Consider the following 26,777-nt stretch of genomic DNA (forward strand, 5'->3'; position numbering starts at 1 on the left):
ACCCTTATGCATGGAAATATGTTGAGTTCGTACGCAGGAAACCTTTCGCGTTGCGCTCTTTCAGACGAGCAGGCGCTTTTCGAACGGATAGTCGGACAACAGTTCCACCTGACCGTCGTCGCGGATATAGACCTGCTCTTCGAGCTTGACGCCCTCACCGCCGTCCTCATGGCCGATGTAGCTCTCGATGCACAGTGTCATGCCCGGTTCCATCACACCGTCGTAGCCCTTCGCTTCGTTGTCCTCGCGATGGACGATGTACGGGTATTCTCCCGTCATGCCGACGCCGTGCGCCAGTGCGAAATAGCGGCGCGCCTGGTACGGACCCGGGATCTTCCAGGCCTTGGCGATAAACTCCTGGAAGGTCGTGCCGGCGCGCACGTTTTCCATGTTCGAATGAACCTGCTCATAGGCGAGCTTGTAAAGGTTCTTTTGTGCGGGCGTCGCCGGGCCGTCGCCGCACAGGAAGGTGCGTGAGAAGTCAGCGTAGTAGCCAAAACGCCCCACCACGTCGGTGTCGAGCCCGACCAGTTCGCCCGCCTGGATCTTGCGCGGGCTGCTTTCCTGGAACCACGGGTTGGTGCGCGGGCCCGAACTGATCAGGCGCGTCTCCACATAGTCGCCATCGGTTTCGATGATGTGCTTGTGCAGATGCGACCACAGCTCGTTCTCGCTGATGCCGGGCACAAGCGCCGCTTCGAGCTTATGCACGCCCTGTTCCGCGGCGCGCAGCGACGAGCGGATCATCTTGATCTCATTGGGCACCTTGATCGAACGTGCGCGTTCGAGCGGCTCCTGCGCGTCGGAGATCTGGTAGCCGCGCGCCTGCAGCGCGAAGGCCGCCGCCGAGGTCGCGCTCTCGATAGCAATCCGCTTGCCGCCGCCGCACTGCTTGACCAGATCGTCGATCTCGGCGGCCCAACGTTCGGTCACGCGGCCGAGCATGTCGTCGCAGAAGTAATAGGAGATCGCGGTGGCGGGACGGATTTCGTCGACCGTATCGAGCCCTTCGGCCAGAAAATCGCAACCCGCGTATTCGAACAGCACGACCTTGCCTTCGGCCGGAATGAACGCGTAGCGCGCCGGGTTGCGCATCGAATAGACCTGCATGTTGCGCGAACCGGTTGCATAGCGCATGTGGGTCGGATCGAACAGGATCGCGGCGCTCAGGTCGCGCTTTTTCAGTTCGCGGCGCACGGCGGCAAGCCGGTCGCGCTGGATCTGCGCAATTTCCTGCTCAGTCGGTTCGCAGTCTTCCGGGCGATGAGTCGGGCGAAGAATCGTCATGGTTTCCAGTGTGGAACGTTATAAATATCGGGAGCGGCAGGGACTACGGTTTCAACACGGCATCGACTCGGGCGCGGCGCCTCAATCGACCAGATTGTCGGCACGCACGAGCCGTTGTTCGGCTTCCAGATGCATCTCGGAGACCCGGCCATAGAGCTGCCGTGTGCGCTCGAGCCGGCCGATCACGCCGGGCTTCTTCGAGTACGCGAAGATGGCCGTGTGACGGTCGATCGCTCCTAGCACGCGGGTCACACGGTGGAGCGAGAAGCGGCCTTTGAACAGTTGCAGATCGCCCGGCTGCAGCGTGATGACATTGATCGGCGCGCGCGTCTCGCCGCGCACCACCGCGCCGACGCCACCATAGTTCTCACCTTCAGGAGAACGGATGTTCGGGCAGTACTCAAAGTCGCCGCCCGAGTCGGGCTGCTGGGTCATCATCGAAACGATGAATTCGTTGGTGTCGTAGTGCCAGGGCTGTTCGGTGCCTGGCGGCATGACGTTTTGCACCAGCCCCGCGTACGGGTCGGCGTATTCCCAGATCTGCTCCTCGCCAAGACAAGTGGCGACAAAGCGCTTCATCGCGCGGGCCACATAGATGCGGTGGATGACCGCGTCGGCCGGAATCACGTCGCGCGTCACGAACCCGCTGGTGCGGTCCATGAAGACGCGGCGCGGGTCACCAACGGGCAACGAAGGATCGTCAGCCGTGAAATAGGCATTGACCTTACGGCTGGAAAAATAGGTCTTGGTGGCGAGCGCCAGGCCTTCGGCGCGTGCCTGCTCCAACGCAGCGGGACGCAGAAAACCGTGCAGCACGGCGCTGCCGTTGCCGGCAAGATGCGCGCGGCAGCTCGCGATCAGCTCGCGCATGCGGGGGTGGTCCGGATCGTGCAACGGATAACGTTCGGTATCGACGATATCGCCCAGATCGGTACATTCGGCGTCGGCAAGAGGCAGGCTGGCTGACACGGTGTGGCTCCAGTTTCGTGGTTCGCAGGTTGATTTGTGAGTTGAATTGTTTTCGACAACAATCTTCGACAACAATCAGCTCACCGACGTCCTCATGTTTTGATCGCCAAATTTCTTTGGAAAGCGAGTAATTCCGATGGCAGCCATCAGCGGACCCGATTGGTCCAAACTCAGCTCTCTGGACCCCGAACTGGTGCGTGCATTCGTCGCCGTGGTGGATAGCGGCGGCTTCACGGCCGCGGCGAAGCAGCTCCATCGCACGCAATCCACCATCAGCCTGCGTATCCGCACGCTGGAAGAGCGACTCGAAACGCATATGTTCCTGCGCAATAGCCGGCGCCTTGCCCTCTCGCGCGACGGCGAGAACTTCCTGATTCACGCGAGGCGCATTATTCAGGTGCAAAACGAGGCGATCGCTGCACTAAACCGGAGCAGCCGCGAGGGCGTGATCCGTTTTGGACTGCCGGAGGACTATGCCGAACTGTGGCTGCCCGATCTGCTAAAGAAGTTTTACGCGCTGCGCCCACGTGCGCGGCCGCACATCCATTGCCGGATGTCGCTCGAATTGCTCGAACGCTTGCAGGCGGGTGAACTGGATCTGGCGCTCGTGGTGCGGCACGGCTCGCAGACCGGCGGGCGGCATCTGGGGCGGGAGGAAGTGGTGTGGGCGGCCCACAAGGATTTCGTGCTGGACCGCGAGGCGTCGGTGCCGCTCGCCCTGTTTCCGGAGACCTGCTGTTACCGGCAGCGCGGACTCGAAGCGCTGGCGGCGCTCGACCGGCCTTATCACGTGATCTATACGAGCCAGAGCCCGACCGGCATCAAGGTCGCGGTGGACCAGGGCGCCGCGGTGACGATCATCGACCGCTGTACGCTGCCGGAAAACTGGCGCGTGCTCGGCGTAGCGGAAGGCTTGCCGCCGCTGCCGCTCGCCGATCTCGAACTGCACCGCTCATCGGGAATTCGCGATCCCGCCACGGACGATCTTGCTTCGTTGATCGAAACAATGGTGGAAGAACGGCGCCGCGCAACGGTCGAAATGGCGCTGGGCTAGACGACGCGAGTCACACATCGCGTCGAACCTTGCCGCGTGGCGCCGGGCATTCAGGGCTGCACCGGCTTGACCGAGGTCACCTGAGGCGCCCCGCCGGCGTCGTCGGCGCGCAGTTTCACGCGCCAGTCCGGATGATCGGCGAAGGGGAATTGCGCCAGCGCGCTCTTCACCAGATATGGAATCGCGTGCAGCGGATCGGCGTCACGGTCCTGGCTGCTCGCGCTCACCTTGTAGACCTCGTGGCCATTGGTCTGCTCGAAGAAACGCAGCGTCAGCGAATGCCGGTATGTGTGGCCAAACAGCGAGAACGAGGCGGCGCCAGGGCTGTTGCATCCTGCCTGCGCGCAATCCGCCGCGCCGACACCGACGCCCGCCAGACGCGTATCGTAGGCAATCGACAGCAGATAGTGAGCGCGCTGCTGCGGCACGTCGGCAAAGCCGTATTTGCCGAGTTCGCCGCGAATCCACGTTTCGTACTGCAGATGGTCCGGGCTCTCGTCCTGCAGCGGCGAGCGCGCCAGCGCGTAGCTGCGCTCGCCGGCGAGCGGCGTGGCCGACGGCGACGCGCGCACGTCGGTGCTGACGCCGGCACATCCTGTCAGGCCGGCGGTGAGACATGCTGCGACTAGCGCAGCGTGGATCAGCGTGATTTTCATGTTCTTCTCGCTTCAAGAGAATCCGGCACGCCCATCAGGCGTGCTCAAGCTGCATGTCGAGCTGCGCGTCGTCGAGCGCCGGCAGCAGCACGGTAAACGCGGTGCCCTTACCCGGCGCGCTGTCGACGCGCACGTCGCCCCCATGGCGCGTCACGACCGTTTTGACAAAAGCCATCCCGAGCCCTGCGCCGCCGGTCTCCGGCTGCTCGGTTTCGTGAAAGCGCCGGAACCGCTGAAACAGCCGGCTCTGCTGTTCAAGCGGAATGCCGTAGCCCTGGTCGCGAATCGTGCATTGCACGCGCCGCGGCAGGCCGTCGGCCGGCCCGGTCGTGCAGGTGATGCGCGAACCGGGCGGGCTGTATTTGACTGCGTTGTTCATGATATTGACGAGCGCGCGCGTTATCAACGAACGATCGGCGAAGATCCAGTAATCGTCGTCGCCCTCGTTCCCGGTTTCCATCTGAATCTGCTTGGCGTGAGCCTGCGGCCAGACTTCGTCGCTGGCATCGATGGTCAGCTCGCTCAGGCTCACCGGTTCGAGCACGTACGCCTGCGACTCGGCGCGCGCCAGTTGCACGAAATCGTCGGCAAGCGTCAACGCGCGGCGCGAATAACGGGCGATGCGTTCGAGCAACTCATGGACGTGGTCCGACTCGATGCGCGCGCGTTCGATCTCGACCAGCGCGAGAATCGAGGCCTGCGGCGAACGCATGTCGTGCGACAGGAGCCGCAACGCATCCTCGCGCTGACGCTCCGCTGCGTGCAGCGCCGAGACGTCGACCAGACCGGCGATCCAGCCGGTCACTTCGCCCTCTTCGTTGGTGCAGGTGGCGTAGCGCAACAGGTGGTCGCGCTCGGCCAGATCGCGCACCTCGATGCCGTGCGCCATCAGGTCGGCAAATTCTCGCCGGGCCGGATCGAGGATCGCCGGCCAGTGAGTGCGCGCCAGCGCATCGTTTTCGGCGTCGACGCCTTCGCTGCCGTCGTCGATGGTCTTCACGAACGCCAGACCGCCGAGCACCTCGCGCATCAGGCGGCCTTGAGGTTTCAGCGAACCCAGCCGCTCGAAGTGCGCCATCGCCGCGTGATTGGCGATCAGCACAATGCCGCGCACGTCGCTCACCAGAATAGGCTCGGGCACGCTGTCGAGGCTGTCCCAGACGAAGCGCTTCATGTCCTGCACCCGCTGGGCAGCCTGCGCCATCAGCGCCATGTGCTGCTCCAGCACGTCGCCGCCGAACTCGCGGCGGCGCGGCGGCGTCTCCGGCAGCAGGTGCGGTTCGTCGGCAAGACGTTGCAGCTCCTTGCGCAGGTACGTCATGGTCATTTCGAGGCGCCGCCAGTTCCAGATCGGATACACCACGATCAGTCCCAGCACCGCGGGCACCGGCGACATCCACAGCCGCGCGCCGTACAGCAAGGCGGCGCTGCCGCCGGTAATGACGATGCTCAAGCCCGCGGTCAGCAGCAACGAGCGCCGCGGCGACAGCACGAGAAAGCCCGCCAGCAGCGCAGCGAGCGGCACCAGCGCGACGAGCACGACCGGCAAGGCCGGGACCGGGTCGATCGCCCGCCCCGTCAACAGCGTATCGAGCACGTTCGCGTGAATGTAGACGCCAGGCAGCGGCCCGAGCTCGCCCGAGACCGGCGTCGCAAAGCGGTCGTATAAGCCCGAGGCCGTCACGCCGATCAGCACCAGCCGGCCGCGCAGTTGCTCCGGCGGCACCTCGCCGGCGACGACGCTGGCAAACGAGACATGCGCGTAGTTCGCAGCGTTCAAGCTGAAAGGAATCAGAAAACGTGCTTCGTCGACGCGCTCGAGGGTCCGGTCGCGGAAGCCGGCAAGGCGCCCGGCAGGTAGCGCGAGATGGATCGCAGCGCTTTTGATGGCCCGCCAGACCGGCACCATCAACTGCGGCCAGCGCGAATGCGCGTCGCCTTCGAACAGCGCGACGCTGCGCACGATGCCGTCGCCGTCCACTTCCAGGTTGATATGGCCAAGCCCGGCCGCCGCCTGGGCGAGGGGCTGCACCGGCTTTACGACGGCCCGCAGGCCGTCGCTGTCCTCGGGGCTGAGGAGCACCGGCAGATAGGTGGGGCTGAGGGAGATGGCATGGGCGAGCTGCGCGTCGTCGGCGGCAGGCTCGGTGAACAGGACGTCGTAGATCACCGCCGCCGGCCTGGCTCTCGCCAGTTGCGTGAGCAGGCTCGCGTGGACGCTGCGCGGCCAGGGCCAGTGACCGAACCGCTCCACGCTCGCGTTGTCGATCTCGACCACCACGATATCGGCCAGCGCCGGCTGCTTGTGCAGCACCAGGAAACGGTCGTAGACCAGGTGGTCGATGCCTGCCGCCCAGCCACCGAGCGCGCTCGCCAGGATCACCGCGATGCCCAGGCAGCCGATCGCCCCCCATTCGAACAGGAAACGTCGGCCAGCCGGCCGACCAAGTCGTGCACGCGGATCGAGGCTCATGCGCGGATTGTTGGAGTCCTAGCGGGCAAGCGTGAACGACCGGATCGAGCTGCCCTTCTCGTAGAACCGGCCGTTTTCGAATTGTTCGGCAATAACGGTCCAATAATAAACGCCGCGCGGCAGATCCGTCACCACGATCTCGCCGGCCGGCAGGTCGGTCCGGTCCACGAGCGGACTGCGCAGGTCGGGCGAGGCGCCCAGCACGAAGCGGAAACGCGTCTCCACGCCCGGACGGCTCGCGAACCAGCGGAACGTATAGTCGCGCGTGCCGTCGCGCGGACCGGCCGAAGCGTCCAGCCCCAACTGGCGCCGCTCGAATGCGTAGATCTGCGGCAGGCCTTCGAGGCCGTTGCGGTCGACCGAGGAGATGCGCACGAAGTACGTGCCATCCGGCAGATTGCCGAAGTCGGCATGCGGCGCCTTCACCGGCATGTCGCGGATCAGGTCGAGCAGGTCCGCGTCACGGGCGATCTGCACGCGGTAGCCGGCCGCCTGGCTGTCCGGCACGAGGTCGAAGGCGACCGTCTTGCCGTCCTGGATCTTGCCTGGATCCGTCAACGAAGGAGCGGCCAGCAGCGCGACCGGCGTACCGATCGAACCGTCTGCGCCCGAGACATTGCCGAAGTGCGCCGACACGAGCTGCACGGACGCCTGCAACGGCACGCCCGGCGCCGGCGCACGAACGCTGGCCGGATCCACGCCGACCGCGCCGTCGAGCACTTCAACCGAGGTTTGCTGCTGGCTTGTGTCGTAGTTCACCCGGAAACGCGTGCCGCGCACGCCCGCCACCACCGAGGGCGAGCGGATCTGGAAGCGATCGTCTTTTCTCGTGGCGTGCGTGACTTCGCTGTCCACCTCGCCGTGCTGCAGTTCGAGCACTCGATCGGAGGCGCCGGTCAAGGCGGTCTGGCGCAGCTTGCCGATCTCGACCGTGGCATCCTGCGAAACTGTCACGTGCGAGCCGTCCACCAGTTCCAGTGTCACGAAACCTTCATGGCCGGTACGCAGGCGGTCGCCCTCGCCGAGCATCATGCCGGCCGCGAGCGGCGTATAGGGGCCGGCGCCGAACGCGCGTTCGGCCGGACCGCTGGTGGCCACCACCCGTGCGGACTCCTGTTCCTGACGCAGCAGCGCCGCCGGCAGTCGCAACTGGATACCGGCCGGCAGATGGCGCGGGGCGGGAACGTTGTTCAGATGACTGAGCACAGCCCAGTCGCGCGAATCGCGCAGATAGCGCGCGGCGATCTCGTATAGCGTATCGCCCGCCCTGGTCGTGTAGGGTACCGTGACGATAGACCCGTTCTTGTTCTTCTGTGCCTCGGCGAGCGCAGGCGCAGACGCAAGCCCGAGCGCCGCGACAAGGCACGGCACCAGGACCGCCAGCGCCCGGCGCGCGCCGCCGTGAGCCGGCAAGTGTGCCGGCCGCGTGGAAACGGAAACCGTCACGCATCCCCCTTTTCAATGCGCTCGAGCCTGTATCCATAGCCGTAAATCGGCGTCAGGCGATAGCCGTTTTCCGGTCGCAATCCGAGTTTGCTGCGCAGCATCGAGACGTGCGTGTCCATGGTGCGCGATGGGATTTCAGTCGCCTGCTTCCAGATCACGTCAAGAATGTGCGCACGCGACAGCGGCCGGCTCAGGTGCTGGAACAGCAGCAAGGCGAGATCGAATTCCTTTTGCGTGACCGCGACAGCGGTGCCGCGCACCAGCACGTGCTTGGCGCTCAGATCGAACTCGTATTCGCCGAACACTTCCTTGAGGACCGTGGTGTTGAGCTTGTAGGCGCGCCGCAGCAACGAGCCGACGCGCGCCAGCAAGACGCCGGCCGACACCGGCTTGACGACGTAGTCGTCAGCGCCCGTGTTGAGGATCGACGTGATGTCGCTCTCGCGGCTGCGGCTCGTCATGAACAGCACGGGCAAACGCTCGGACAGGCTTTCGCGTACCCAGCGCAAAACCTCTTCACCCGACATGTCGGGCACGTTCCAGTCGAGCACCAGCAGATCGAAAGTCTGACGCCGCAGTTGCCGCACCAAAGCGCGACCTTCGGCATAGGCGTGACAGATATGGCCAGCGGCCGCAAGCGTTTGACATACCAGATCGGCCTGAGCCGGATCGTCATCCAGGACTGCAATTCTCATAACACCCCGCAAGGCAACACCGTTATTCGTATCTGGATGGCCGGTTCCCGACTGCAGAGGCACTGCCCCTCCTCTGCCGGGCGGCGCCGCCTCGTTGCCGCCTGAGTCTGCGCGCGTATTGCCGCGCGCAGACTCAGGGACCGCGATGTCCTGCATCGACAACTCTATTTATCGATTATTCGTCGCGCCTTGCAGGTACCCGTTGTAAACAAGTACCCGATATATCTCAAAAATGGCGCGCAATTTGCCTTGACACTCTGTACGTGCTGGGCAATTTCATCATAATCGAAAACTGCCATCCCCTTCCGAATGCCATTCTCCTGCCATCCGGCATCGGCTCAAACTTCTGAGCCTGTCTCTCAGATTCGTTATATCGGCCTCTCAGGATCACCTGAGCATCCCGCAGGTCTCGCTCGCACTTCGTGACTGGCCCCGTCTATTCCATCCTGATGGGCGCAAGACTCTCTGTCCCGTGCTCGCCATCTTCAATCTCTTCGTCTTCCTGCTCTTTCACCTGACGGTTCAACGCCGCCTCCAGATGAATCCGCACATGCTCCCAAGCGCTTCGTGCGTAGTCCGGTTGCAATGCCGCCCAATCCTGCGCCAACCCGAACACACGCCGTACAGTGGCGGCGCACAGGCTCAAATCTCCCGAGCCCGGCGCCGCCGACTCGCGCAGAACTTCGGCAAGCCATGGCATATCGGTCGAACACGAATCGGCGTAGGCTTCGATGGCTGCACGCGCATGACGGTCCTTCGACAGATCAAGCTCGATGCGTTGCCCGAGCTTGCGCTTGTGCTCATTGCGCTTGAACGGAATGCGCGTCGTGCGCGGTCTAAAAAGCATCCAATCCCTCGTTAATCGGCACAGAACCTGTTACTCCGGGCCGCCCAGCGCAATGCAGTTCGCATACACAACAGCGCCGATATGCGCCGGAATGTCCGCAATATTTACATTCTGCGAGACAGTATAAGAACTGTCTCAATTTAAATCGTTTAAAGATTGTTAGATCGGTTGCCCGCTGTGTACGGCTGTGCACATCGCTGCATTCGACGCGCGGGCCGCCCGTAGGCTCACATCGTTGAACATCTGTCGATTACTCGACAGCGTTTGTGCGGAAATCGGGAATTCTCAAGCGGCTCGCACGCGCTTAGTCTGGACTTTTATTTGCCTGATTTTGTGCGGGCGATCCGGATCCACTGCCACTTGTTCCCTTTCCTCGACTTTCTTTACGAGACTTTCCATGCTCTACGAACTGACCACCCTCTCGTCTCATCTCCTCAAGATCGCTCAGGTCATCGAAAACGCCGAAACCTATCTGCACCATCCCGACACGCGCGGTGAGTGGCTCGGCGCCTGGACTGCGGAGAACGGACGCCTGGGCACGCTGCGGATCCTGCGAGGCTTTGCCGATGCGCAGGAACTCGCGCAGGAGAGAACGCGAGCGCTCCATCATGCGAATCCATTTGGCGCAACCGGACTTGTCGAGACGATGGAGATGGAGAGTTATGCTGGGTTTCCCTTTCTTCCGCCGGTGCGGCCTGGGCAGCTCGGCAGGTATTACGAGTTTCGGACGTATTGGCTCCGGCCCGGCGGTCTTACGCCGACGATCGAGGCATGGGAAGCAGCCATGCCCGAGCGCTCGAAGCTCTCGCCGTTGCTGGTGAATATGTATGCGCTCGATGGAGCGCCGCGGATCACGCATATCTGGCCGTTCGATAGTCTCGACGAGCGTGTTGCGATTCGGGCCGAGTCGTATGCGATGGGTATCTGGCCGCCCAAGGGCGGGCCGCAGCAGTTTTATGAGGCCACTTCGACGATCTGGGTGCCGACTGAGAGGTCGCCTTTGCGATAAGCGTACGTGGTCCACATCCCGCCATCAACGCCCCCTCACCCCGCCCGCGCAATCTCCGGCATCGGTGCAAACAGCGCATCGAGATCGTCGTCCGAAAACTTCACGGTGCCCGCCGCGTCCTCGGACAGAATGCTATCGGCGAGCGCGGCCTTCTTCTCCTGCAGGCGCACGATCTTCTCCTCGATGCTGCCCGCCGCGATCAGCTTGTAGACGAACACCGGCTTGTCCTGCCCGATACGATGCGCGCGGTCGGTCGCCTGGTTCTCCGCTGCCGGATTCCACCACGGGTCATAGTGAATCACCGTATCGGCCGCCGTGAGGTTCAGCCCGACACCGCCCGCCTTCAGGCTAATCAGGAACAGCGGCACCTCCCCGTGCTGGAAACGCCGCACGGGCGTGGCGCGGTCGGTGGTGTCGCCGGTCAGCGTCACGTACGGGATCGCAGCCTTGTCGAGCGCCGCGGCGATCAGATCCAGCATGCCGGTGAACTGCGAAAACAGCAGCACGCGCCGGCCTTCCTCGATCAGCGCCGGCAGCATCGCCAGCAGCAGTTCGAGCTTGGCCGACTCCTTGACGCGCGTGGCCTTCTCCAGCTTTACGAGACGCGGGTCGCAACACACCTGACGCAGTTTGAGCAACGCATCGAGCACGATGATATGGCTGCGGGCAAGCCCTTGTGCCGTGACGGCCGCACGCACCTTCGACTGCATCGCAGTCCGCACGATTTCGTACAGATCGCGTTGCGCGCCCTCCAGATCCACGGTGCGCACGATAGTGGTTTTTTCGGGCAATTCCTTCGCGACTTCGTCCTTGCGGCGCCGAAGCATGAACGGCCGAATCCTCCGCGCCAGCAGTTCACGCCGCACGCCATCGCCATTGCGCTCGATCGGATTGCGCCAGCGTTTGGTGAAGTCCTTCTGCGTGCCGAGAAAACCCGGCAGCAGAAAATCGAACTGCGACCACAATTCGCCGAGGTGGTTTTCCAGCGGCGTCCCCGTCAGACACAGACGATGCCGCGCCCGCAGATCGCGAATCGCCGTCGCCGATTTGGTCGTGGCGTTCTTCACGTACTGCGCTTCATCGAGAATCAGCAGGTGGTAGTCGTGCTCGGCCAGCACCGCGTGATCGCGCCACAGCAACGCATAGGTCGTGAGAACGAGTTCGTGCCGGCCGATCAGTTCGAAACGCTCCTTGCGCTGCGGCCCGTTCAGATCCAGCACTTTCAGATCGGGGGCAAAGCGCCGCGCTTCTTCACGCCAGTTGTGGACCAGCGTGGTCGGCACAACGATCAGCGCCGGCCGGTCGAGGCGCCCTGCTTCCTTTTCCGCCAGCACGTGCGCGAGCGTCTGAACCGTTTTGCCGAGTCCCATGTCGTCGGCCAATACGCCGGCCAGGTTGTGCTCGCGCAGGAACTGCATCCAGCTCAAGCCCTGGTGCTGATAGGTGCGCAACCCGGCTCGCAAGCCGTGCGGCACCTCCGCTTCGCGTATGCCGGCACCGTCCTGCAGACGCTGTGCCAACTGGCGGATCGATGCATCCCCCTGAAACTGCCAGCGGCCCGTATCGGTCAACGCGGCAAGACGCCCTGCATCGAGCGCAGGAATCCTCAGGTTGTCGTCACCCTTCCAGCTACCGATTCCGTCGAACAGGTCGACCAGCACCCGCACCACCGGTTTGAGCCGCCCGGCCCGCAGGCGCAAGCGTTCGGCGCGATCGGTGGTGAGTTCGATCACTTCGTCGTCGTCGATCGTTTCCAGCGCGCCGCCCAGCCAGCGACGGTCGCGCCGGAACAGACCGGCCAGCAGCGGTTCGAGGCGCACCGTGCGATCGCCGAGCGTAATCCCCATTTCGAGGTCGAACCAGCCGTCGCCGGCCTGACGCGCGGTGCCTTCGATCGCGTCGATCTCGATCACGTGATGGCGGAAGGTGGGCGCGAGCGTCACGCGCCAGCCCTTGCTGTCGAGCGCTGGCAAGGTTTTGTCGACGAACGCGGGCCAGTCGTCGGTCTCGGGCAGCGCCAGCAGTGTCTCGGGAAGGGTTTGCCGCGAATACCCGCCGCTCGCCGGCACCACCTTCAAGCCCGCCTTGCGCAATTCGAGCAGGCGCTGCTTCTCGGTCTCGTAGCGCCGCCGGATATGCAACACGCTGCCGCCGGGCACCGGCACCAGCGTGGCGCTGCTCTCCGGCTTGATGCTGACGCCTTCGTAGTCGAAGCTGACCGTCGCGAAGTCGAGCATCTGATTACGCTGCGTGGGCTTGCCCAGGCCGAGCGCCGCCATCGTCAGACTGTTGAGCGCAAGGACCGGCACCGGCTCGACGTCGATCACGCGTACCTTGGCGGTATCGAGCGCCGGCGGCAGCGGCAAGCCAGGCGCCACCTCGCGCAGCACTGCGGCAACCAGCGGCGCCTCGGCGAGCGAGATGGGCGGCATCGACAGGTAATCGGGCAGTTGCGGAAACGGCAAGGAAAGCTCGACGATCCCTGCTTCGCCCGCGTCGGCATCGACGTACCAGACCGGTTCGGTGGCGAGCACCATCGCGGCCGCCGGCTCGGTGACGAGCACCGGCCGCAGACGGTCGTCGGCCTGCGCTTCCCACTCGATCCGGCCGGCACGTGCTGCGCCCATCGATAGCGGGCGGGGCGTCTGCCGCACATCGCCGTCGGCCGGCAAGGCGGGAAACAGGCGGCCCGTCGCGATCAGCCTGTGCAGCACGTCGCCGCCGTTGGCCCCGCGCAAAATGAAATGTCCGTGGTTCTCGCGCGAATGGCCGAGCCACAGGCTGCGCAGGATAACCAGATCGTCATCCGAAACGAATTTGGGCGCCTTGATCAAGGCCGCTTCGACATTGCTCCACGGCTCGTCGATCGAACGGATCTCGCCGTTCGAACCCACTCGCGCCTTGAAAAGCTGGATTTCGTGGCGCTGCTGATAGCGCGACCAGCCGAGCCGGTAAGCGAGCGCATGGGCCGGCGCCGCACCCGGGTTGCTGCGGCCGGGCTCATCGTGTTCCGCACGGGCGCGGAACGTTTCCATCCACCTGACCAGCTCGGGCCGCACGCCCGCCCCGGATCCGGCCGACGCTTCAAGCCCCGCGATCAGCAACGCCGCCATGTGCTTGCACTGGAAGCCGACCGGGCACGAGCAGTCGCCCTCGACCCATAGCTCGTCGCCGACGTCGTGAAACTGCACGTCCACGACGTACGGGTGGCGTTGCGTGCCCTGGACTTCACCGCTCAGGGTGTTGTTGTCCCAATGCAGGTTCGAAACGGCATCGACATAGTCGCGCGCCTTCGCGACCGTTCTGGCGCCCAACCACTTCGTAATGTGTTCTCGATCGTAGAAAACTGACGACATCCGGGTGACCATCCATGCGTGTTCGGGCGAGCGGCGGTGTGCGGGAGATACGTAGAGGCAAGCGCGCGCCTGCAGACGATCTGTTATCTGTTGTCTGCGCGAGCGGTTGCTGGATGTATTCGCCACTGCAAACCGACTATTTTACGCATGTGCCGGTCATCGCCGCTGAGGGCGCGTCAAGGAACCAGGCGCCTGTTTGAGGCATGGTCTGAGGCAAAAGCGCCGCCGGCCGGATCGCTCAGATCGCGCCGCCAGCCGGATCGTCTGTCTGCGCTGCGTTGGGCACCCGGAGGCTGGGCACCCCTAGTCGGGCGCCCCGAAACTAACTTCGAGCTCCGCTGCTGCAAACACCTGTGCTAGCGCCGGCGACGGCGCCTCGTCCGTGACAAGCAGGTCCACCGCCTCCGGGCCGAACGCATGCACGAGCGCGCTGTGGCCGAACTTGGCGTGATCCGCCGCCACCACGCGCCGTTCGGCCTGGGCAAAGGCCGCCAGCGAATAGGACACGTCGTCGGGCTGCGCATCCATGAAGCGGCCCTGCGCGTCGATTGCCGTCACCGAAACCAGCGCGTAGCGCACATGAAACTGGCGGATAAACGCGAGCGTGCTTGCGCCGAAGGCCGCCGAATCGTCGGCGCGCAACTCGCCGCCCGCGATGAACACGCGGTTGCCGTTGCGCGGCGCCAGCGTGCGGGCGATCTCCGTGGAATTGGTGACGACCGTGAGCCGGGAGCGCGCGCACAGTGCCTGAGCGATATGCACGCAGGTCGTGCCGCCGTCGAGAATCAGCGAATCGCCGTCGCGCACCAGATCGCACACCCGCGCCGCAATCACCCGCTTCGCTTCGAGGTTCTCCTGCAGGCGGCGCTGAAACGGCGGTTCGTCGAGCAGGTCCGGCAGCATCACGCCGCCGTGCACCTTGAGCAGCACGCCCTCGGCAATCAGCGGCTTGATGTCGCGGCGCACGGTTTCGTCGGACACGGCGAAGACTTCGGCCAGTTCGGCAATCGTGCAGGTCTGCTGGGCCCGCACGATGCGCAGGATTTCGGATTGGCGCTGGGTAGAGAACATACGGAAGGCGGGAGGACGCGGGTGGCGCCCAGTCTAGCAAAGGTCCACGCGTCGGGGAAGCATTTCCAACACAATTCCACTTAAATCAACAAAGAACGTCTTGATATGGGCTTAAGCCTTTTGTTGCCTAGCTTTTTGAAGGGTTTAAAGGGCGTTCCACATGCCCTCTTCGGGTGAATTTTATGTGACATTATTGCGTTTTAAGGCATTTTGTTGCAATCTACAACCACACATTTCCACGTACATCAACATCCATCAAGCAGGATCTAACAGATGTCTACACCTCTTCCCCAGCACGCCCGCGTCGTGATCGTCGGCGGCGGCATTGTCGGCTGTTCGGTGGCCTATCACCTGACGAAGATGGGTTGGACCGATGTGGTCCTGCTCGAACAGGGTCAGTTGTCGTGCGGCACCACCTGGCATGCGGCGGGCCTCGTGGGTCAATTGCGGGCTCAGGAAAGCATGACCAGGCTGATCCGCTATTCCACCGCGCTTTATGCCGAACTGGAAGCGGACACCGGGCTCGCCACCGGCTGGAAACAATGCGGCTCGCTGTCGGTCGCCCGCACCGCGGAGCGGATGACGCAGCTCAAGCGCACCGCCGCCGTCGCCCGTGCCTACGGCGTGGCTTGCGAGGTGATCAGCCCGCAGGAAGCCGGCGACCTGTGGCCCGTGATGCGCACCGACGACCTGCTCGGCGCAGTCTGGCTGCCCGGCGACGGCAAGGCGAACCCGACCGACCTCACCCAGGCTCTCGCCCGCGGCGCCCGCACGCGTGGCGCGCGGATCGTCGAGAACACCCGCGTCACCGCCATTCATACGCGGCAAACTCCGGGCGGCCGCGAAGTGAGCGGCCTCGCGTGGCGCAACAAGGACGGCGCGCAAGGCGCCATCAGCGCGGAGATCGTCGTCAACTGCGCCGGCCAGTGGGCCAAGGCCGTGGGCCGCCTGTGCGACGTGACCGTGCCGCTGCATTCGGCCGAGCACTACTACATCGTCACCGAGCGCATTGCCGGTGTGCATCCCGACCTGCCCGTGATGCGCGATCCCGACGGCTTTATCTACTTCAAGGAAGAAGTGGGCGGCCTCGTGATGGGCGGTTTCGAACCGAACGCGAAACCGTGGGGCATGAACGGCATCCCCGAGAATTTCGAATTCCAGTTGCTGCCCGACGACTGGGATCAATTCCAGATCCTGATGGAAAACGCGCTGGAGCGTGTACCGGCGCTCGAAACCGCCCAGGTCAGGCAGTTCTACAACGGGCCGGAGTCGTTCACGCCGGACAACAACTTCATCCTCGGCGAAGCGCCTGAGTTGCGCCGCTTTTTCGTCGGCGCGGGCTTCAATTCGATGGGTATCGCCTCAGCCGGCGGCGCCGGCATGGCGCTGGCCGAGTGGATCGTCGCCGGCACGCCGACCATGGATCTGTGGCCGGTCGATATCCGCCGCTTTGCGCGCTTCAACGGCAACGACACGTGGCTGCACGACCGCGTCAAGGAAACGCTGGGCCTGCATTACGCCATGCCCTGGCCGAACCGCGAGCTCGATACGGCACGCCCGTTCCGCCGTTCGCCGCTGTATCCGATGCTGCGCGACGCAGGCGCGAGCTTCGGCAGCAAGATGGGCTGGGAGCGGCCGAACTTCTTCGCGCCGAGCGCAGCCGAAGCGAAAATCGAGTACGCCTTCGGCCAGCAGAACTGGCTGCCGTGGAGCGGCGCCGAACATCGTGCCTGCCGCGAAGGCGTGGTGCTGTTCGACATGACCTCGTTTTCGAAATTCCTCGTCAAGGGACGCGACGCCGAGAGCGTGTTGCAAGGCATCGTGGCGAACGACGTGGCTGTGCCGCCCGGCACCACCGTCTATACCGGCATGCTCAACGAGCGCGGCACCTATGAATCGGATTTCACGCTGACGCGCCTCGCCGCCGACCAGTACCTGATCGTCACCGGCTCGGCCCAGACCACGCGCGACTTCGACTACCTCGAGAAGTCCATCCCGCACGACAGGCATTGCACGCTCGTCGACGTCACCGGTCAGTACGCCGTGCTGGCGGTGATGGGACCGCGTTCGCGCGAGCTGCTGCAAAGCATCTCGAAGGCTGACTGGAGCAACGCCGCGTTCCCGTTTGGCCAAAGCCGCGAAGTGGACATCGGCTATGCGACGGTGCGCGCCACGCGCCTCACCTATGTCGGCGAACTGGGCTGGGAGCTCTACGTGCCGGTCGAATTCGCTGCGGGCGTCTATGAGACGCTGGATGCCGCGGGCAAGCCGTTTGGTCTTGTCAACGCAGGCTATTACGCGATCGAATCGCTGCGTATCGAGAAAGGCTATCGCGCATGGGGCCGCGAACTCACGCCCGATTCGAACCCGTTCGAGGCCGGTCTCGCCTTCGCCTGCAAGCTCGACAAGGAGATTGCGTTCCGTGGCCGCGAGGCTCTGCTCAAGCTGCGTGACGAGCCGCTGCGCCGGCGCCTGGTGGTGCTGACGGCCGACGGCGCCGTCGAGCGCATGCTGTGGGGCGGCGAAGCGATTCTGCGCGACGGCCGAGCGGTGGGCTCCCTCAGCTCGGCGGCCTTCGGCCATACGTTCGGCTGCCCGGTGGCGCTGGGCTACGTCAACAATCCGGACGGCGCCGCCGACACGGCGTATCTGACGAGCGGGCGCTACGAGATCGACGTCGCGGGCGACCTGCTGCCCGCCACCGTTCATCTGAAGGCGCCCTACGACCCGGGTTCGGAACGCGTCAAAAGCTGATCACGCACGGCGAGCGCCGCGCGCCATGCTCGAAAACACCCCATCGCGGCGGATCAGTCCATGAAACAACGCGGCGGCCAGATGCCCCAGCACGGTGACAAACAACGCCAGCGCCAGGTACGTATGCAAGGCCCGCAGCAAGGCGAAAAGCCGCACGCTATGCGGCACGATCGCCGGCAAATGAAGCGCACCGAACAGCGTCACCGGATAACCCTCGGCCGACAGCATCGACCAGCCGATCAGCGGCATCGCCAGCATCAGCGCATACAGCACGAGATGCGAGAGCCTGGCGACCGCTCGTTGCAATACCGGCATGTCGTCCGGCAGCGGCGGGCTGCCGCGCCTCACCCGCACGCCAATGCGCAGCAGCACCAGCAACAGGATCGCTATGCCGAGCGGCCGGTGAATCGCGATCAGCGTATCGTGCGCGTGCGAAACCGTCGCGACCATGCCGATCCCGACGAACAGCATCGCGAGAATCAGCAGCGCCATGGTCCAGTGCAGCAGTCTTTGTAGCGCAGTGAAATGCGCATGTGTCGGCGTCATGACCGATCTCCGTTCGGCTGTGGCCGGTGCAGGTTGGGATTGAGCGCTTCTTCGCGGGTGCGCCGGTTATACGAAACCGAATAGGCCGCCGAGCGCGCGGCAAGCAGCGGATCGTCAGAAGTCCTGATGCCCGCAGGCAGCACGGTTGGATCGAAGTTGACGTCGCGGCATGGACCGTCGTCCTGCGAAGTCTCGTGCTCGATCACGAGCGTGCCGGCGTCGATCTGTTGCCGACCATCGGGCCACTGCAGCGTGGCGTCGTCGGTCGGGTCGCCAGGCGCTGCCACCGTCACTATCAGATGCCAGCGCAGCGGTCCGGCCTGCAGACGCTCGGCAAGATCGGCCTGGAGGAAATTCTGCTCGCTCTTTTGCGCGTCGGTGATCGGCGCAAACGGCGTGAACGGCACCATCGCCCAGCGCACCGCGTGCGTCTCGCCCTTGGCATCCACGAAGCGAAATGCATTCACGCTGTAGTACGAACCATTGGCGAAACTCGACGACGGCGGGTGCCCCTTGACCCATGCCTGAAACGGCTGGGTCTCCGGATTCGCCGCATAAAACGCCTTCAGCGCGGCCGGATCAGGCTTGCCGGTCGCCGGATCGGGCTTCGCGGCGACAAGCTGCCGATAGAACTGCTCGGGCGTATGGACCGGAAACACCGGGACCGAATTCATCCCGGTGCGCCACTGCTCGCCGTCGCGCTGCGTGAACATCAAGGCAAGGCTGCGGATCGGCACACTGGTGTCCGGCGCGGAAGGATTGCCGCCCGGGATCGCAAAACGCCCGATCACGGACGTCAGCCCCGGTGCAAACACACCCGCGCCCGATAGCGCGGCGGCACTGCCGTTACTGTCGAAATATCCCGACACGCAGACGCCCTTCGCATGGTTGCGGCGAAAGCCCGGATGGCTGCCGTTGTCCGCTTCGAAGGCGTTGACGATGCGATGGGTGGTCAGGCGCTGCGGCGTGAGCCAGCCGGCCACATAGGCGAAACCGCCGGCCACGGCTACCACGACGGCGCCGATCGCAGCGAGCCGGCACGGCACGCAAATGCGCTCCGGCGCAGGAAATGAGGGCTTGGTCACAGGGGCTCCTTTGACTGTTCAAGCGGGTCTACACGGCAGCGAACACCGCCCCTGGGCATTTATTCCGGAATCGAAGCAAACGGGCGCAGGGAATAAAAACGCCCCCGCTGTGTTAGCGCAGGAACAGGCAATCTTCAAGCACAGCCACCATGAAACCGAACGATTCGCGGCACGATCCGCCGCTCTCCGAAACCGACGTACAGGCTTACGCCGACGGCCTCCTAGCGCCCGAACGCGCCGCCCATTTGCGCCGCTATCTCGGTCAGCGCCCCGGCGAGGCACGCCGGGTGGCGTTCTACGGCAAGCTGAACCAGCAGATCCAGCATGCCTTCCAGCCTACCGACGAGCCGATGCTGGCTGCGGGAGCCGGCAAGGGTTCGAGCGGCGCCGGGCGACGCCGGTGGCTCGCCCGGCGGGTCCGGACGGCCATGCTGCGGCCGCTGCGAAACATGTTGATGCTGGTGGTCGCGCTGACCCTGGCCGTCGCGGCGGTCAGCGGATGGATGGTGGCGTCGCAGGTTTCCGCGCAGGCGCTGAACAACGCCGCCGTGATGGCGTTGGCGCAAGCGGCCGGCGAGCACTTCGCTCCGATAGCGGAACCGTCAGGCGATTCGAGTGCGCCCGCTCCGGTTACGCAGGCCACGGACAGGCTGACGGACCCGGCCGCGCCCAACCTCGCGCCGGTCGGCATGCGCCTCGTCAGAGATCGGACGCTGACGCTCGACCCGTTGGCGCGAGCGACCGAGTACGTCTACCTGAACGCCGAGGCTCAACCGATCGTCCTGCTGGTCGCGCGCGCCCAGCAGGACTCCGCCCAGCCGCAGTGGAGCGCGCGGCGGGTCGGCACACTGCGGCTCCTCACCTGGATCGACGGCCACCGGCGTTATGTGCTGGCCGGCGCGGCCGACGCGCACGGCCTGATGCGAGCCGCCGACTTCTTGACGATGCATTAGGCACCGTCGGAACCTGGAACCTGTTTCCGTTTGCGTGCCGTGGCGGGAATAAAATGCAAACCGGCGTGTTTGCACCTGAAACGCCGTCGATCTCTCTGGCGGGCGAACGACACGGCACATCTCTCGATAAGACGCCGGGCCGCCCCCAAGGTCTTCCGGTCCACAGGAAGTCCCCCGCCCCGCAGGATGTCTCGCTCGGGGATTGGGAGATCGGGGGATCTTTCCCCTCGGGCGCCTCGCACAAAGCGAGGGGCTTTGGGGCACTCACAGGTAAGGGCAATGGACATCCGTGACGAGTTAATGGAGCACGTCCCGCGGTTGCGCCGCTATGCAAGGGCGCTGATCAACAACCGGGACCTGGCCGACGATCTGGTGCAGGACACGCTGGAGCGCGCACTGGGGCGTACCGTCCTGTTTCAGGCCGGCACCGATCTGCGCGCGTGGCTGTTCACCATCATGCACAACGTGTTTGCCAACCAGGCGCGCAAAGCCTCGGTACGGGCCGTACATGTTTCGGTGGACGACGACAGCGTCGCCGAAAGCGAATTCGCGGTGACGGCGGACGCGACGCGTTCGCTGGAAATGCGCGATCTCGACTACGCGTTGCAGCGCTTGCCGACCGAGCAACGCGAGGTGGTGCTGCTGGTCGGTCTGGAAGAAATGAGCTACGCCGACGTGGCGCTCGCGCTGGATATTCCGATCGGCACGGTGATGTCGCGCCTGTCGCGCGGACGCGAACGACTCAGGGCTTTGATGGCGGGTTCCCAGCCCGGCGCGAAATTACAGGTGGTGCGATGAACGAACACACTCCGATCGGCGAAGAAGAACTGCACGCGTACGTGGACGGCACGCTGTCCGACGAACGTCGCGCCCAGGTAGAGCGCGCACTCGAGCAGAACCCCGAGCTGGCTGCGCGGGTCAGCGATTATTTCTCGCTGAACAACCTGTTCCATGAACGCTACGACCGCGTGCTGAGCGAGCCGGTGCCCAAACGCCTGCAGCCGCCGGCGCCGAAGCGTCGTTGGCTGAACGCGGCAAACTGGCCGCAGTTCGCGGGCATGGCGGCGGCCTTGGTGCTGGGGGTCGGGATTGGCGTGGGCACGCAGATGGGCAAGGAGGTGCCTGCGGCGTCGAGTTCGATGGAGATGGGCGGCAATCCGTCGGACACGCGCCCGGTCAGCGCGGATGCGTCAGACGGGCTCGCCCGCCAGGCGGCGCTAGCCCATGTGGTGTATATGCCCGCTGTACAGGTGCCCGATAGTACCGGCACCGAGCACGATCAGGATTTCGTGCAATGGCTGTCGAGCAAGCTCGGCACCGATGTCCATGCGCCGCTGCTCGACAAGAGCGGGTTCGAACTGAGCGGCGGGCGCATCTTGCCCGGCGCCGACGGTCCGGTCGCGCAGTTCATGTATCGCGGCCCCGGAGACGAGCGCGTGACGCTGTGCATCTCGCACCGCAAGGTGAACTCGAACACCACCGCGTTCAAGCTGTATCAGGACGGACCGGTGAACGTGTTCTACTGGGTGGATGGGGACTATGGATATGCGGTGTCGGGTGGGATCGATCGCAAGGTTCTGCTGCAGCTTTCGCACGATGTGTATGCGCAGTTGACGGCGGCAAAGGGCGGTTGATGGGGCCGCTCGAACGGTCCTCGTTCCTCGGCCTGCGGATACCCGTGTGACGTCGCCCACGGCGCGGCTCAGCCCTCAAACCGCTGACCGCGCACCCCGCTCCTGACCAGTTCGCGCGGCGTGACGCCGAGGAGCCGCTTCATCCAGTACGCCAGATGGCTCTGGTGCGTGAAGCCGGTCTCGAGCGCCACCTGGCTCGCACTGAGCGTGCCTTGCAGCAACAGCCCCTTCGCCCGTTCGACACGCCGCTGCACGACATACTGATGCGCCGGCGTCCCGAACGTCTCGCGGAACAGCACCTTGAAATGCGGCACGCTCAATCCGCTCAGCGCGGCCAGTTCGGTGAGCGTGAGACGCTGGTCGAGATGGCTCTCGACAAACTCGACCACCCGCGCCGCCGTGCGCGGCGCGAGCCGCCGACGGCGCTTGTCGTCGAGCGTCGGCGCCCCTTCGATCAAGCGCACGATCATCGCCGTGCCGAGGCTCTCCGCGTATAGCGGATCGGATGCCTCTGCGGCTTCGAGCTCCGCGCGCAAGGCCCACGCCAGGTGCTGAAAACGCGGATCGCGCATCTGAAACTGCGGATGGATCCGCGCCTCGTTGCCGCGCAATTCCATTTGCTCGAACGTCGTGCGGGCAAACGCGTCGGCGAACCAGACGCTGAAAATCGTGCAGTCGGACTCGTCGGCCCATTGACCATCGAGTCCTGCGGGAATCACGTCGGTGTCGCCCGGCGACTGCAAGCGCACGTGGCGCCGCGCGTCGCACAGGCAACGTGCCTTGACCGGCGTGCCGACATGAATGCCGGCGCGGTGATGCGCCAGCGCCGGAATCCGGTGCACGCCTGCCGCCACCTGGACCAGTTCCGCGCCGAAGCCTTGCCAGCCGAGACCAGCGCTCGAGCGCAGACTGACGCGGGAGCCTGAGTGCGGCTGCGGCGTCGGGATGGGAATCACAGCGTTCATGGCGGCCCCTCCAGGGTAGCGACGGAAGTCGTCTGCATTGTGCGGTGTTTTTGGGCGGAATGGCTAACGCGGCGTCCGGTCCTGCATGCCCGGCTGCGGATAAGCGTGGCGTGGCGGGCTGCGCTACGGTGCGGTGCAGAACGAAAACCATCATCCGGATCTGCTCAAGACCATCCTTCCCTGCGCGTTTTACCGGCGCCCCGCTCCTATGATGGCTCCACCCTACCCACAAGGAGTGCAACGTGTTCGTCATCTTCGGAGCATCAGGCAACGCAGGCAGCGTCACCGCAACCCGCCTGCGCCACGCGGGCCGCGCCGTGCGCGCGGTAGTGCGCCACGAGCAGCAAGGCGAGCGGCTGGCGAAGCTCGGCTGCGAGATCGCATTGGCCGACCTGACCGATCGCGCGTCGGTCGACCGGGCGATCGAAGGCGCCGAGGCCGTGCAAATACTCTGTCCGGTCCCGCAAGGCGACCCACAACCGGAGGCCACCATGCGGCGCATGATCGGGACCGCCGCCGACGCGCTGCGGGCCAATCCGCCGCCGCGGGTGCTGGCGCTGTCCGACTACGGCGCGGAACTGGATCGCGGCACCGGCATCACGCTGATGTTTCACTACCTCGAAACGCAGTTAAAACCATTGACCAGCCACCTGACCTTCCTGCGCGCGGCGGAGCATATGCAGAACTGGGGACGTGTGCTGCCCGGCGCGCTGAAGGCCGGCGTGCTGCCGAGCCTGCATCATCCGCTCGACAAGCGCTTTCCGAGCGTCGCGGCTCAGGATGTGGGCCGGCTCGCTGCCGATCTGCTGCTCGACGACGACCCAGCCGGCGAGATCACGCCGCGCATCGTCAGCATTGAAGGGCCAAGACGCATCAGCGTACTCGACGTCGCCCACACGCTCGGCGAACTCAGCGCACGCCGGATAGTTGCGCATGAACTGCCGCGCAACGCATGGACGCCGATGCTGCTGCGCGCCGGACTGAGCGCTGGGCACGCGCAATTGATCGTGGATCTCTACGATGTGCACAACGCTGGCCGCATCGATGTGGAAAGCGGCGCCGGCGAGCGCCGTTTTGGCGTCACCGAACTCGCGGAGGTGCTGGCGTCCATGCTGCCGCATGCCGAGGCGGCCGCCGGCTAGCCGGAGATCTGCAGCGTCCCTGCGGACAAGCTGCATGTCTGCGGTCCGACGTTGTTCGGACGTGAGTTCATGCTCCCGGCACTCGCCAGGTTTCTCGTTCAAGATACCAGGGTAACGCTCCACGTTATGCTGCCCGATCGGCCGGATCAGGGCGCGTCGGGCAAACGAAGCGCTACCATATGAATTGACAAACCGGCGGCCACTGATTGCATCAGTTGACCGGTCACTACTCACATCCCGAACCACAAGCCGCTCATGACTGACTCGCACTACCACTACTACGAACCATCACAAGGCCACGGATTGCCACATGATCCGTTGAATTCGATCGTCGGCCCGAGGCCGATCGGCTGGATTTCCACGCGCGGCAGCAACGGCACGCTCAATCTCGCTCCGTACAGCTTTTTCAACGCATTCAACTACCATCCGCCGATCATCGGCTTCTCGAGCACCAGCGCGAAAGACAGCCTGCGCAACGTACAGGAGACGGGCGAATTTGTCTGGAACCTTGCCACTCGCGATCTCGCCGAAAAAATGAATGCGACGTGCGCAACGGTGCCCTACGAAGTCGACGAGTTTGAACTGGCCGGGCTGACCCCTGCTCCGTCACGGCAAGTCGCCGTTCCGCGCGTAGCGGAGAGCGCCGTCAACTTCGAATGCAAGCTCGCCGACGTGATCCAGCTTCGTGATCACAAAGGCACGCCTGTCACTGCCTGGCTCGTGCTGGGAGAAGTCGTGGCCGTTCACATTCGCAAGGACCTGCTTAAAGACGGCATTTTCGATACCTTCGGCGCAGGCATCATCCTTCGGGCAGGCGGCCCTTCGGCCTATGCGCTCGTTGCACCCGAGAGTCGATTCGACATGGCTCGTCCGGGGTGATTCATCCCGCCGCATGATGAAGCAGGCTAAAGATGACCCACGAATGGCCGTTGGATTTCGGACGCTGCCGTTGACCTGGTGCAGAACGGGTTTCGAGTCACTGCGGCGGAACGTGTGCGGCGAGGCGCTCAGTCATGCCTCAGTCATGCAATACCGAGGTACCCTTGGCAACGTACGCCTGCAGCAAGTGATGCGCGATGGCGAACGGCTTGGGCGCCGACAGCCCGCTCGCATGAGTCGCCGCAAGCATCGCCGCGACTTCCTGACGCGAGAACCAGCGGGCGTCTTCGAGCTCCGTCGTATCGACAACGATGTCGGTATCGCGCGCCTCGGTAAAGCAGCCGATCATCAGCGATGAAGGAAACGGCCACGGCTGCGATGCGAAGTAGACAACCTGCGCACAGGTTACGCGAGCTTCCTCCATCACTTCGCGGCGCACGGCGTCTTCCACGGTCTCGCCCGGTTCGACGAAACCAGCCAGCGCCGAGTACATGCCCGGGGCAAAATGGCGCTGGCGTCCAAGCAGACACCGTTCGCCATCGATCACCAGCATGATCACCACCGGATCCACCCGCGGGAAATGGCGTGCGCCGCAAACTTCGCAGATACGTTGCCAGCCGGCCGCCGTGAGGCGGCTTGCGGAACCGCAGTTTGCGCAGAAGCCGTGGCGGCGGTGCCAGTCGAGCATCGACTTCGCTTCGCCCAGTATGCCGAGCGCCCGGGCAGGAACGAGGCCCTGCAGCGCGATCGAGCGAAGGTCGATGCGATCGTGAAGCGCGCCCGGCGCTGGGCTCTCCGACGCGAGGCTGAGCGTGAAGCCGAGCGCGAAGCGTCCACTGCCGTCGCTTTCCGTGCCAAGGAAGACGCTCTGAAGCGGCTGGCCGAAGGCCGCCGCTTCGCTGGCGAGGAACCACGGATCATGCTCACTGCCGCGCTTGAGCAACGGCACATCGCCGTCGAAGACGCAAAAGCGCGCGGCCGGGTCGCTGCGCAGACGCTCGATGAACGCGTGGTCGTCCCGCTTGTCGGACAGGCGGTCGAGCGAGTTGAGGTTAAAGCCGATCGACGCGGAAGAGGCGGTTGTCACGATCATTGACATCCGACTATTCGTTTTCGTCAAAGTAATGCCCGAACTTGACCTGTTTGGTGCGGATATAGCGCTCGTTTTCCTCGCGCATCGGAATCGCCAGCGCGACCCGTTCGCACACGGGAATGCCGTGCTGCGCCAAGGTGTCGAACTTCTTCGGATTGTTGCTCATCAGCCGCACCGAACTGACTTTAAGCGTCCGCAGAATGCCCGCGGCCGAGTCGTATTCGCGCGAGTCGTCAGGCAGGCCGAGATCGAGATTGGCCTCCACCGTGTCGCGGCCCTGTTCCTGCAGCGCATAGGCGCGGATCTTGTTGGACAGGCCGATGCCGCGCCCTTCATGGCCGCGCAGATACAGCAGCACGCCGCGGCCCTCGGCGGCGATATAGCGCAGCGCGAGATCGAGTTGCTCGCCGCAGTCACAACGGTATGAGCCGAGCACGTCGCCGGTCAGGCATTCCGAATGCAGGCGCGTGAGTACCGGTTCGTCGCCGGCGACGTCGCCCATCACCAGCGCAAGATGCTCGGCGCCGCTTTCGCAAACGCGGAAAACATAAGACGTAAACGTGCCGTAACGGGTGGGAAGCGTGGCGACCGCGTCGAGAATGACGCATTCGCCGTTATGTTGGCCGTCTGCGTTCGACGGATCGTGAGGCGTGGGCATGGCGATAGGCAAAGGCACTGACATGAACCCGTGAACAACCGGGGATAAAGTACGGAACTGGAGTTTACCGCTAATCGGCGCCGCGCACCTGCCGCCCGTACAGGGTGCGGTACGCGGGAGGCATCATTTCGCGCGGTTCTCTATGCCTTTCGCTGCCGGTGCGCCACCAGGTATTTGCCCAAGCGTGTCTGGCGCGCGGGTGCAG

Annotated in this window: 22 protein-coding genes; 8 read left to right on the forward strand and 14 right to left on the reverse strand. The window is 64.5% G+C overall.

From position 1 onward, the window contains the following. Nucleotides 1-60 precede the first annotated feature (60 nt). Both AC1ECK_RS28145 and AC1ECK_RS28150 read right to left on the reverse strand, forming a co-directional pair. A complete protein-coding gene (locus AC1ECK_RS28145) occupies nt 61-1,287 on the reverse strand; it encodes a M24 family metallopeptidase (RefSeq protein ID WP_480325044.1) in 1,227 nt (408 codons plus the stop codon). Nucleotides 1,288-1,368: 81 nt separating this feature from the next. Beyond that, on the reverse strand, nt 1,369-2,256 hold the full coding sequence (locus AC1ECK_RS28150) for a HalD/BesD family halogenase (protein WP_480325046.1): 888 nt from the start codon (nt 2,254-2,256) through the stop codon (nt 1,369-1,371). Between the two features lie 136 nt (nt 2,257-2,392). Between AC1ECK_RS28150 and AC1ECK_RS28155 the strand changes: the two genes are divergently transcribed. After that, nucleotides 2,393-3,310 carry a LysR substrate-binding domain-containing protein gene (locus AC1ECK_RS28155; protein WP_480325048.1) on the forward strand — a complete coding sequence of 306 codons (918 nt, stop codon included), beginning with the start codon at nt 2,393-2,395 and terminating at the stop codon, nt 3,308-3,310. A gap of 50 nt (nt 3,311-3,360) precedes the next feature. Here AC1ECK_RS28155 and AC1ECK_RS28160 read toward each other — a convergent pair whose 3' ends face one another. From AC1ECK_RS28160 to AC1ECK_RS28180, 5 genes are all read right to left on the reverse strand, one after another. After that, nucleotides 3,361-3,966, reverse strand: a complete 606-nt coding sequence (locus tag AC1ECK_RS28160; RefSeq protein WP_480325050.1) for a DUF4136 domain-containing protein — start codon at nt 3,964-3,966, stop codon at nt 3,361-3,363. A gap of 34 nt (nt 3,967-4,000) precedes the next feature. Then, entirely contained in the window at nt 4,001-6,439 is a 2,439-nt protein-coding gene (locus tag AC1ECK_RS28165; RefSeq protein ID WP_480325052.1) for a CHASE2 domain-containing protein, read from the reverse strand. A gap of 18 nt (nt 6,440-6,457) precedes the next feature. Then, complete coding sequence (locus AC1ECK_RS28170; RefSeq protein WP_480325054.1) at nt 6,458-7,885, reverse strand: FecR family protein; 1,428 nt, start codon at nt 7,883-7,885, stop codon at nt 6,458-6,460. Beyond that, a complete protein-coding gene (locus tag AC1ECK_RS28175) occupies nt 7,882-8,580 on the reverse strand; it encodes a response regulator transcription factor (protein ID WP_480325056.1) in 699 nt (232 codons plus the stop codon). Before AC1ECK_RS28175 ends, AC1ECK_RS28170 begins: the two co-directional genes overlap by 4 nt. Before the next feature lie 436 nt (nt 8,581-9,016). Further along, nucleotides 9,017-9,427 (reverse strand): hypothetical protein, encoded by a 411-nt coding sequence (locus tag AC1ECK_RS28180; protein ID WP_480325058.1) that lies wholly within the window; start codon nt 9,425-9,427, stop codon nt 9,017-9,019. 397 nt (nt 9,428-9,824) lie between these two features. On the opposite strand from AC1ECK_RS28180, the gene AC1ECK_RS28185 reads away from it, so the two are divergent. Further along, a complete protein-coding gene (locus AC1ECK_RS28185; protein WP_480325060.1) occupies nt 9,825-10,436 on the forward strand; it encodes an NIPSNAP family protein in 612 nt (203 codons plus the stop codon). A gap of 35 nt (nt 10,437-10,471) precedes the next feature. Here the strand turns inward: AC1ECK_RS28185 and AC1ECK_RS28190 are convergent, their stop codons facing one another. Both AC1ECK_RS28190 and AC1ECK_RS28195 read right to left on the reverse strand, forming a co-directional pair. Continuing rightward, nucleotides 10,472-13,792, reverse strand: a complete 3,321-nt coding sequence (locus tag AC1ECK_RS28190; RefSeq protein WP_480325062.1) for a DEAD/DEAH box helicase — start codon at nt 13,790-13,792, stop codon at nt 10,472-10,474. 303 nt (nt 13,793-14,095) lie between these two features. Then, nucleotides 14,096-14,863, reverse strand: coding sequence for a DeoR/GlpR family DNA-binding transcription regulator (locus AC1ECK_RS28195; RefSeq protein WP_480325064.1), 768 nt, complete (start codon nt 14,861-14,863; stop codon nt 14,096-14,098). Nucleotides 14,864-15,136: 273 nt separating this feature from the next. Here AC1ECK_RS28195 and AC1ECK_RS28200 point away from each other — a divergent pair, with 273 nt between their 5' ends. Continuing rightward, nucleotides 15,137-17,617: a GcvT family protein gene (locus tag AC1ECK_RS28200; RefSeq protein WP_480325066.1), complete on the forward strand. Its 2,481-nt coding sequence runs from the start codon at nt 15,137-15,139 to the stop codon at nt 17,615-17,617. On the opposite strand, the gene AC1ECK_RS28205 is transcribed toward AC1ECK_RS28200, so the two are convergent. Together AC1ECK_RS28205 and AC1ECK_RS28210 are read right to left on the reverse strand one after the other, a co-directional pair. Then, entirely contained in the window at nt 17,618-18,163 is a 546-nt protein-coding gene (locus AC1ECK_RS28205) for a cytochrome b (protein ID WP_480325068.1), read from the reverse strand. Further along, nucleotides 18,160-19,248, reverse strand: coding sequence for a catalase family peroxidase (locus tag AC1ECK_RS28210; protein WP_480325070.1), 1,089 nt, complete (start codon nt 19,246-19,248; stop codon nt 18,160-18,162). Before AC1ECK_RS28210 ends, AC1ECK_RS28205 begins: the two co-directional genes overlap by 4 nt. 149 nt (nt 19,249-19,397) lie before the next feature. On the opposite strand from AC1ECK_RS28210, the gene AC1ECK_RS28215 reads away from it, so the two are divergent. The 3 genes from AC1ECK_RS28215 (at nt 19,398) to AC1ECK_RS28225 (ending at nt 21,835) form a co-directional block, all read left to right on the forward strand. Further along, a complete protein-coding gene (locus AC1ECK_RS28215) occupies nt 19,398-20,201 on the forward strand; it encodes an anti-sigma factor family protein (RefSeq protein ID WP_480325072.1) in 804 nt (267 codons plus the stop codon). A gap of 279 nt (nt 20,202-20,480) precedes the next feature. Continuing rightward, nucleotides 20,481-20,999, forward strand: a complete 519-nt coding sequence (locus AC1ECK_RS28220) for an RNA polymerase sigma factor (RefSeq protein WP_480325074.1) — start codon at nt 20,481-20,483, stop codon at nt 20,997-20,999. Next, nucleotides 20,996-21,835, forward strand: a complete 840-nt coding sequence (locus AC1ECK_RS28225) for an anti-sigma factor family protein (protein ID WP_480325076.1) — start codon at nt 20,996-20,998, stop codon at nt 21,833-21,835. The genes AC1ECK_RS28220 and AC1ECK_RS28225 overlap by 4 nt, the downstream gene beginning before the upstream one ends. Nucleotides 21,836-21,903: 68 nt before the next feature. Here the strand turns inward: AC1ECK_RS28225 and AC1ECK_RS28230 are convergent, their stop codons facing one another. After that, on the reverse strand, nt 21,904-22,800 hold the full coding sequence (locus AC1ECK_RS28230) for a helix-turn-helix domain-containing protein (RefSeq protein ID WP_480325078.1): 897 nt from the start codon (nt 22,798-22,800) through the stop codon (nt 21,904-21,906). A gap of 242 nt (nt 22,801-23,042) precedes the next feature. Here AC1ECK_RS28230 and AC1ECK_RS28235 point away from each other — a divergent pair, with 242 nt between their 5' ends. Both AC1ECK_RS28235 and AC1ECK_RS28240 read left to right on the forward strand, forming a co-directional pair. Then, nucleotides 23,043-23,942: an NAD(P)H-binding protein gene (locus tag AC1ECK_RS28235; protein WP_480325080.1), complete on the forward strand. Its 900-nt coding sequence runs from the start codon at nt 23,043-23,045 to the stop codon at nt 23,940-23,942. 255 nt (nt 23,943-24,197) lie between these two features. Further along, entirely contained in the window at nt 24,198-24,821 is a 624-nt protein-coding gene (locus AC1ECK_RS28240) for a flavin reductase family protein (protein WP_480325082.1), read from the forward strand. Between the two features lie 139 nt (nt 24,822-24,960). Here AC1ECK_RS28240 and nudC read toward each other — a convergent pair whose 3' ends face one another. After that, on the reverse strand, nt 24,961-25,920 hold the full coding sequence (nudC, locus tag AC1ECK_RS28245; RefSeq protein ID WP_480325084.1) for an NAD(+) diphosphatase: 960 nt from the start codon (nt 25,918-25,920) through the stop codon (nt 24,961-24,963). A gap of 4 nt (nt 25,921-25,924) precedes the next feature. Then, complete coding sequence (gene ribA / locus AC1ECK_RS28250; RefSeq protein WP_480325086.1) at nt 25,925-26,572, reverse strand: GTP cyclohydrolase II; 648 nt, start codon at nt 26,570-26,572, stop codon at nt 25,925-25,927. Between the last annotated feature and the right edge of the window lie 205 nt (nt 26,573-26,777).

The sequence above is a fragment of the Paraburkholderia sp. SSBN10T genome, assembly GCF_056619545.1.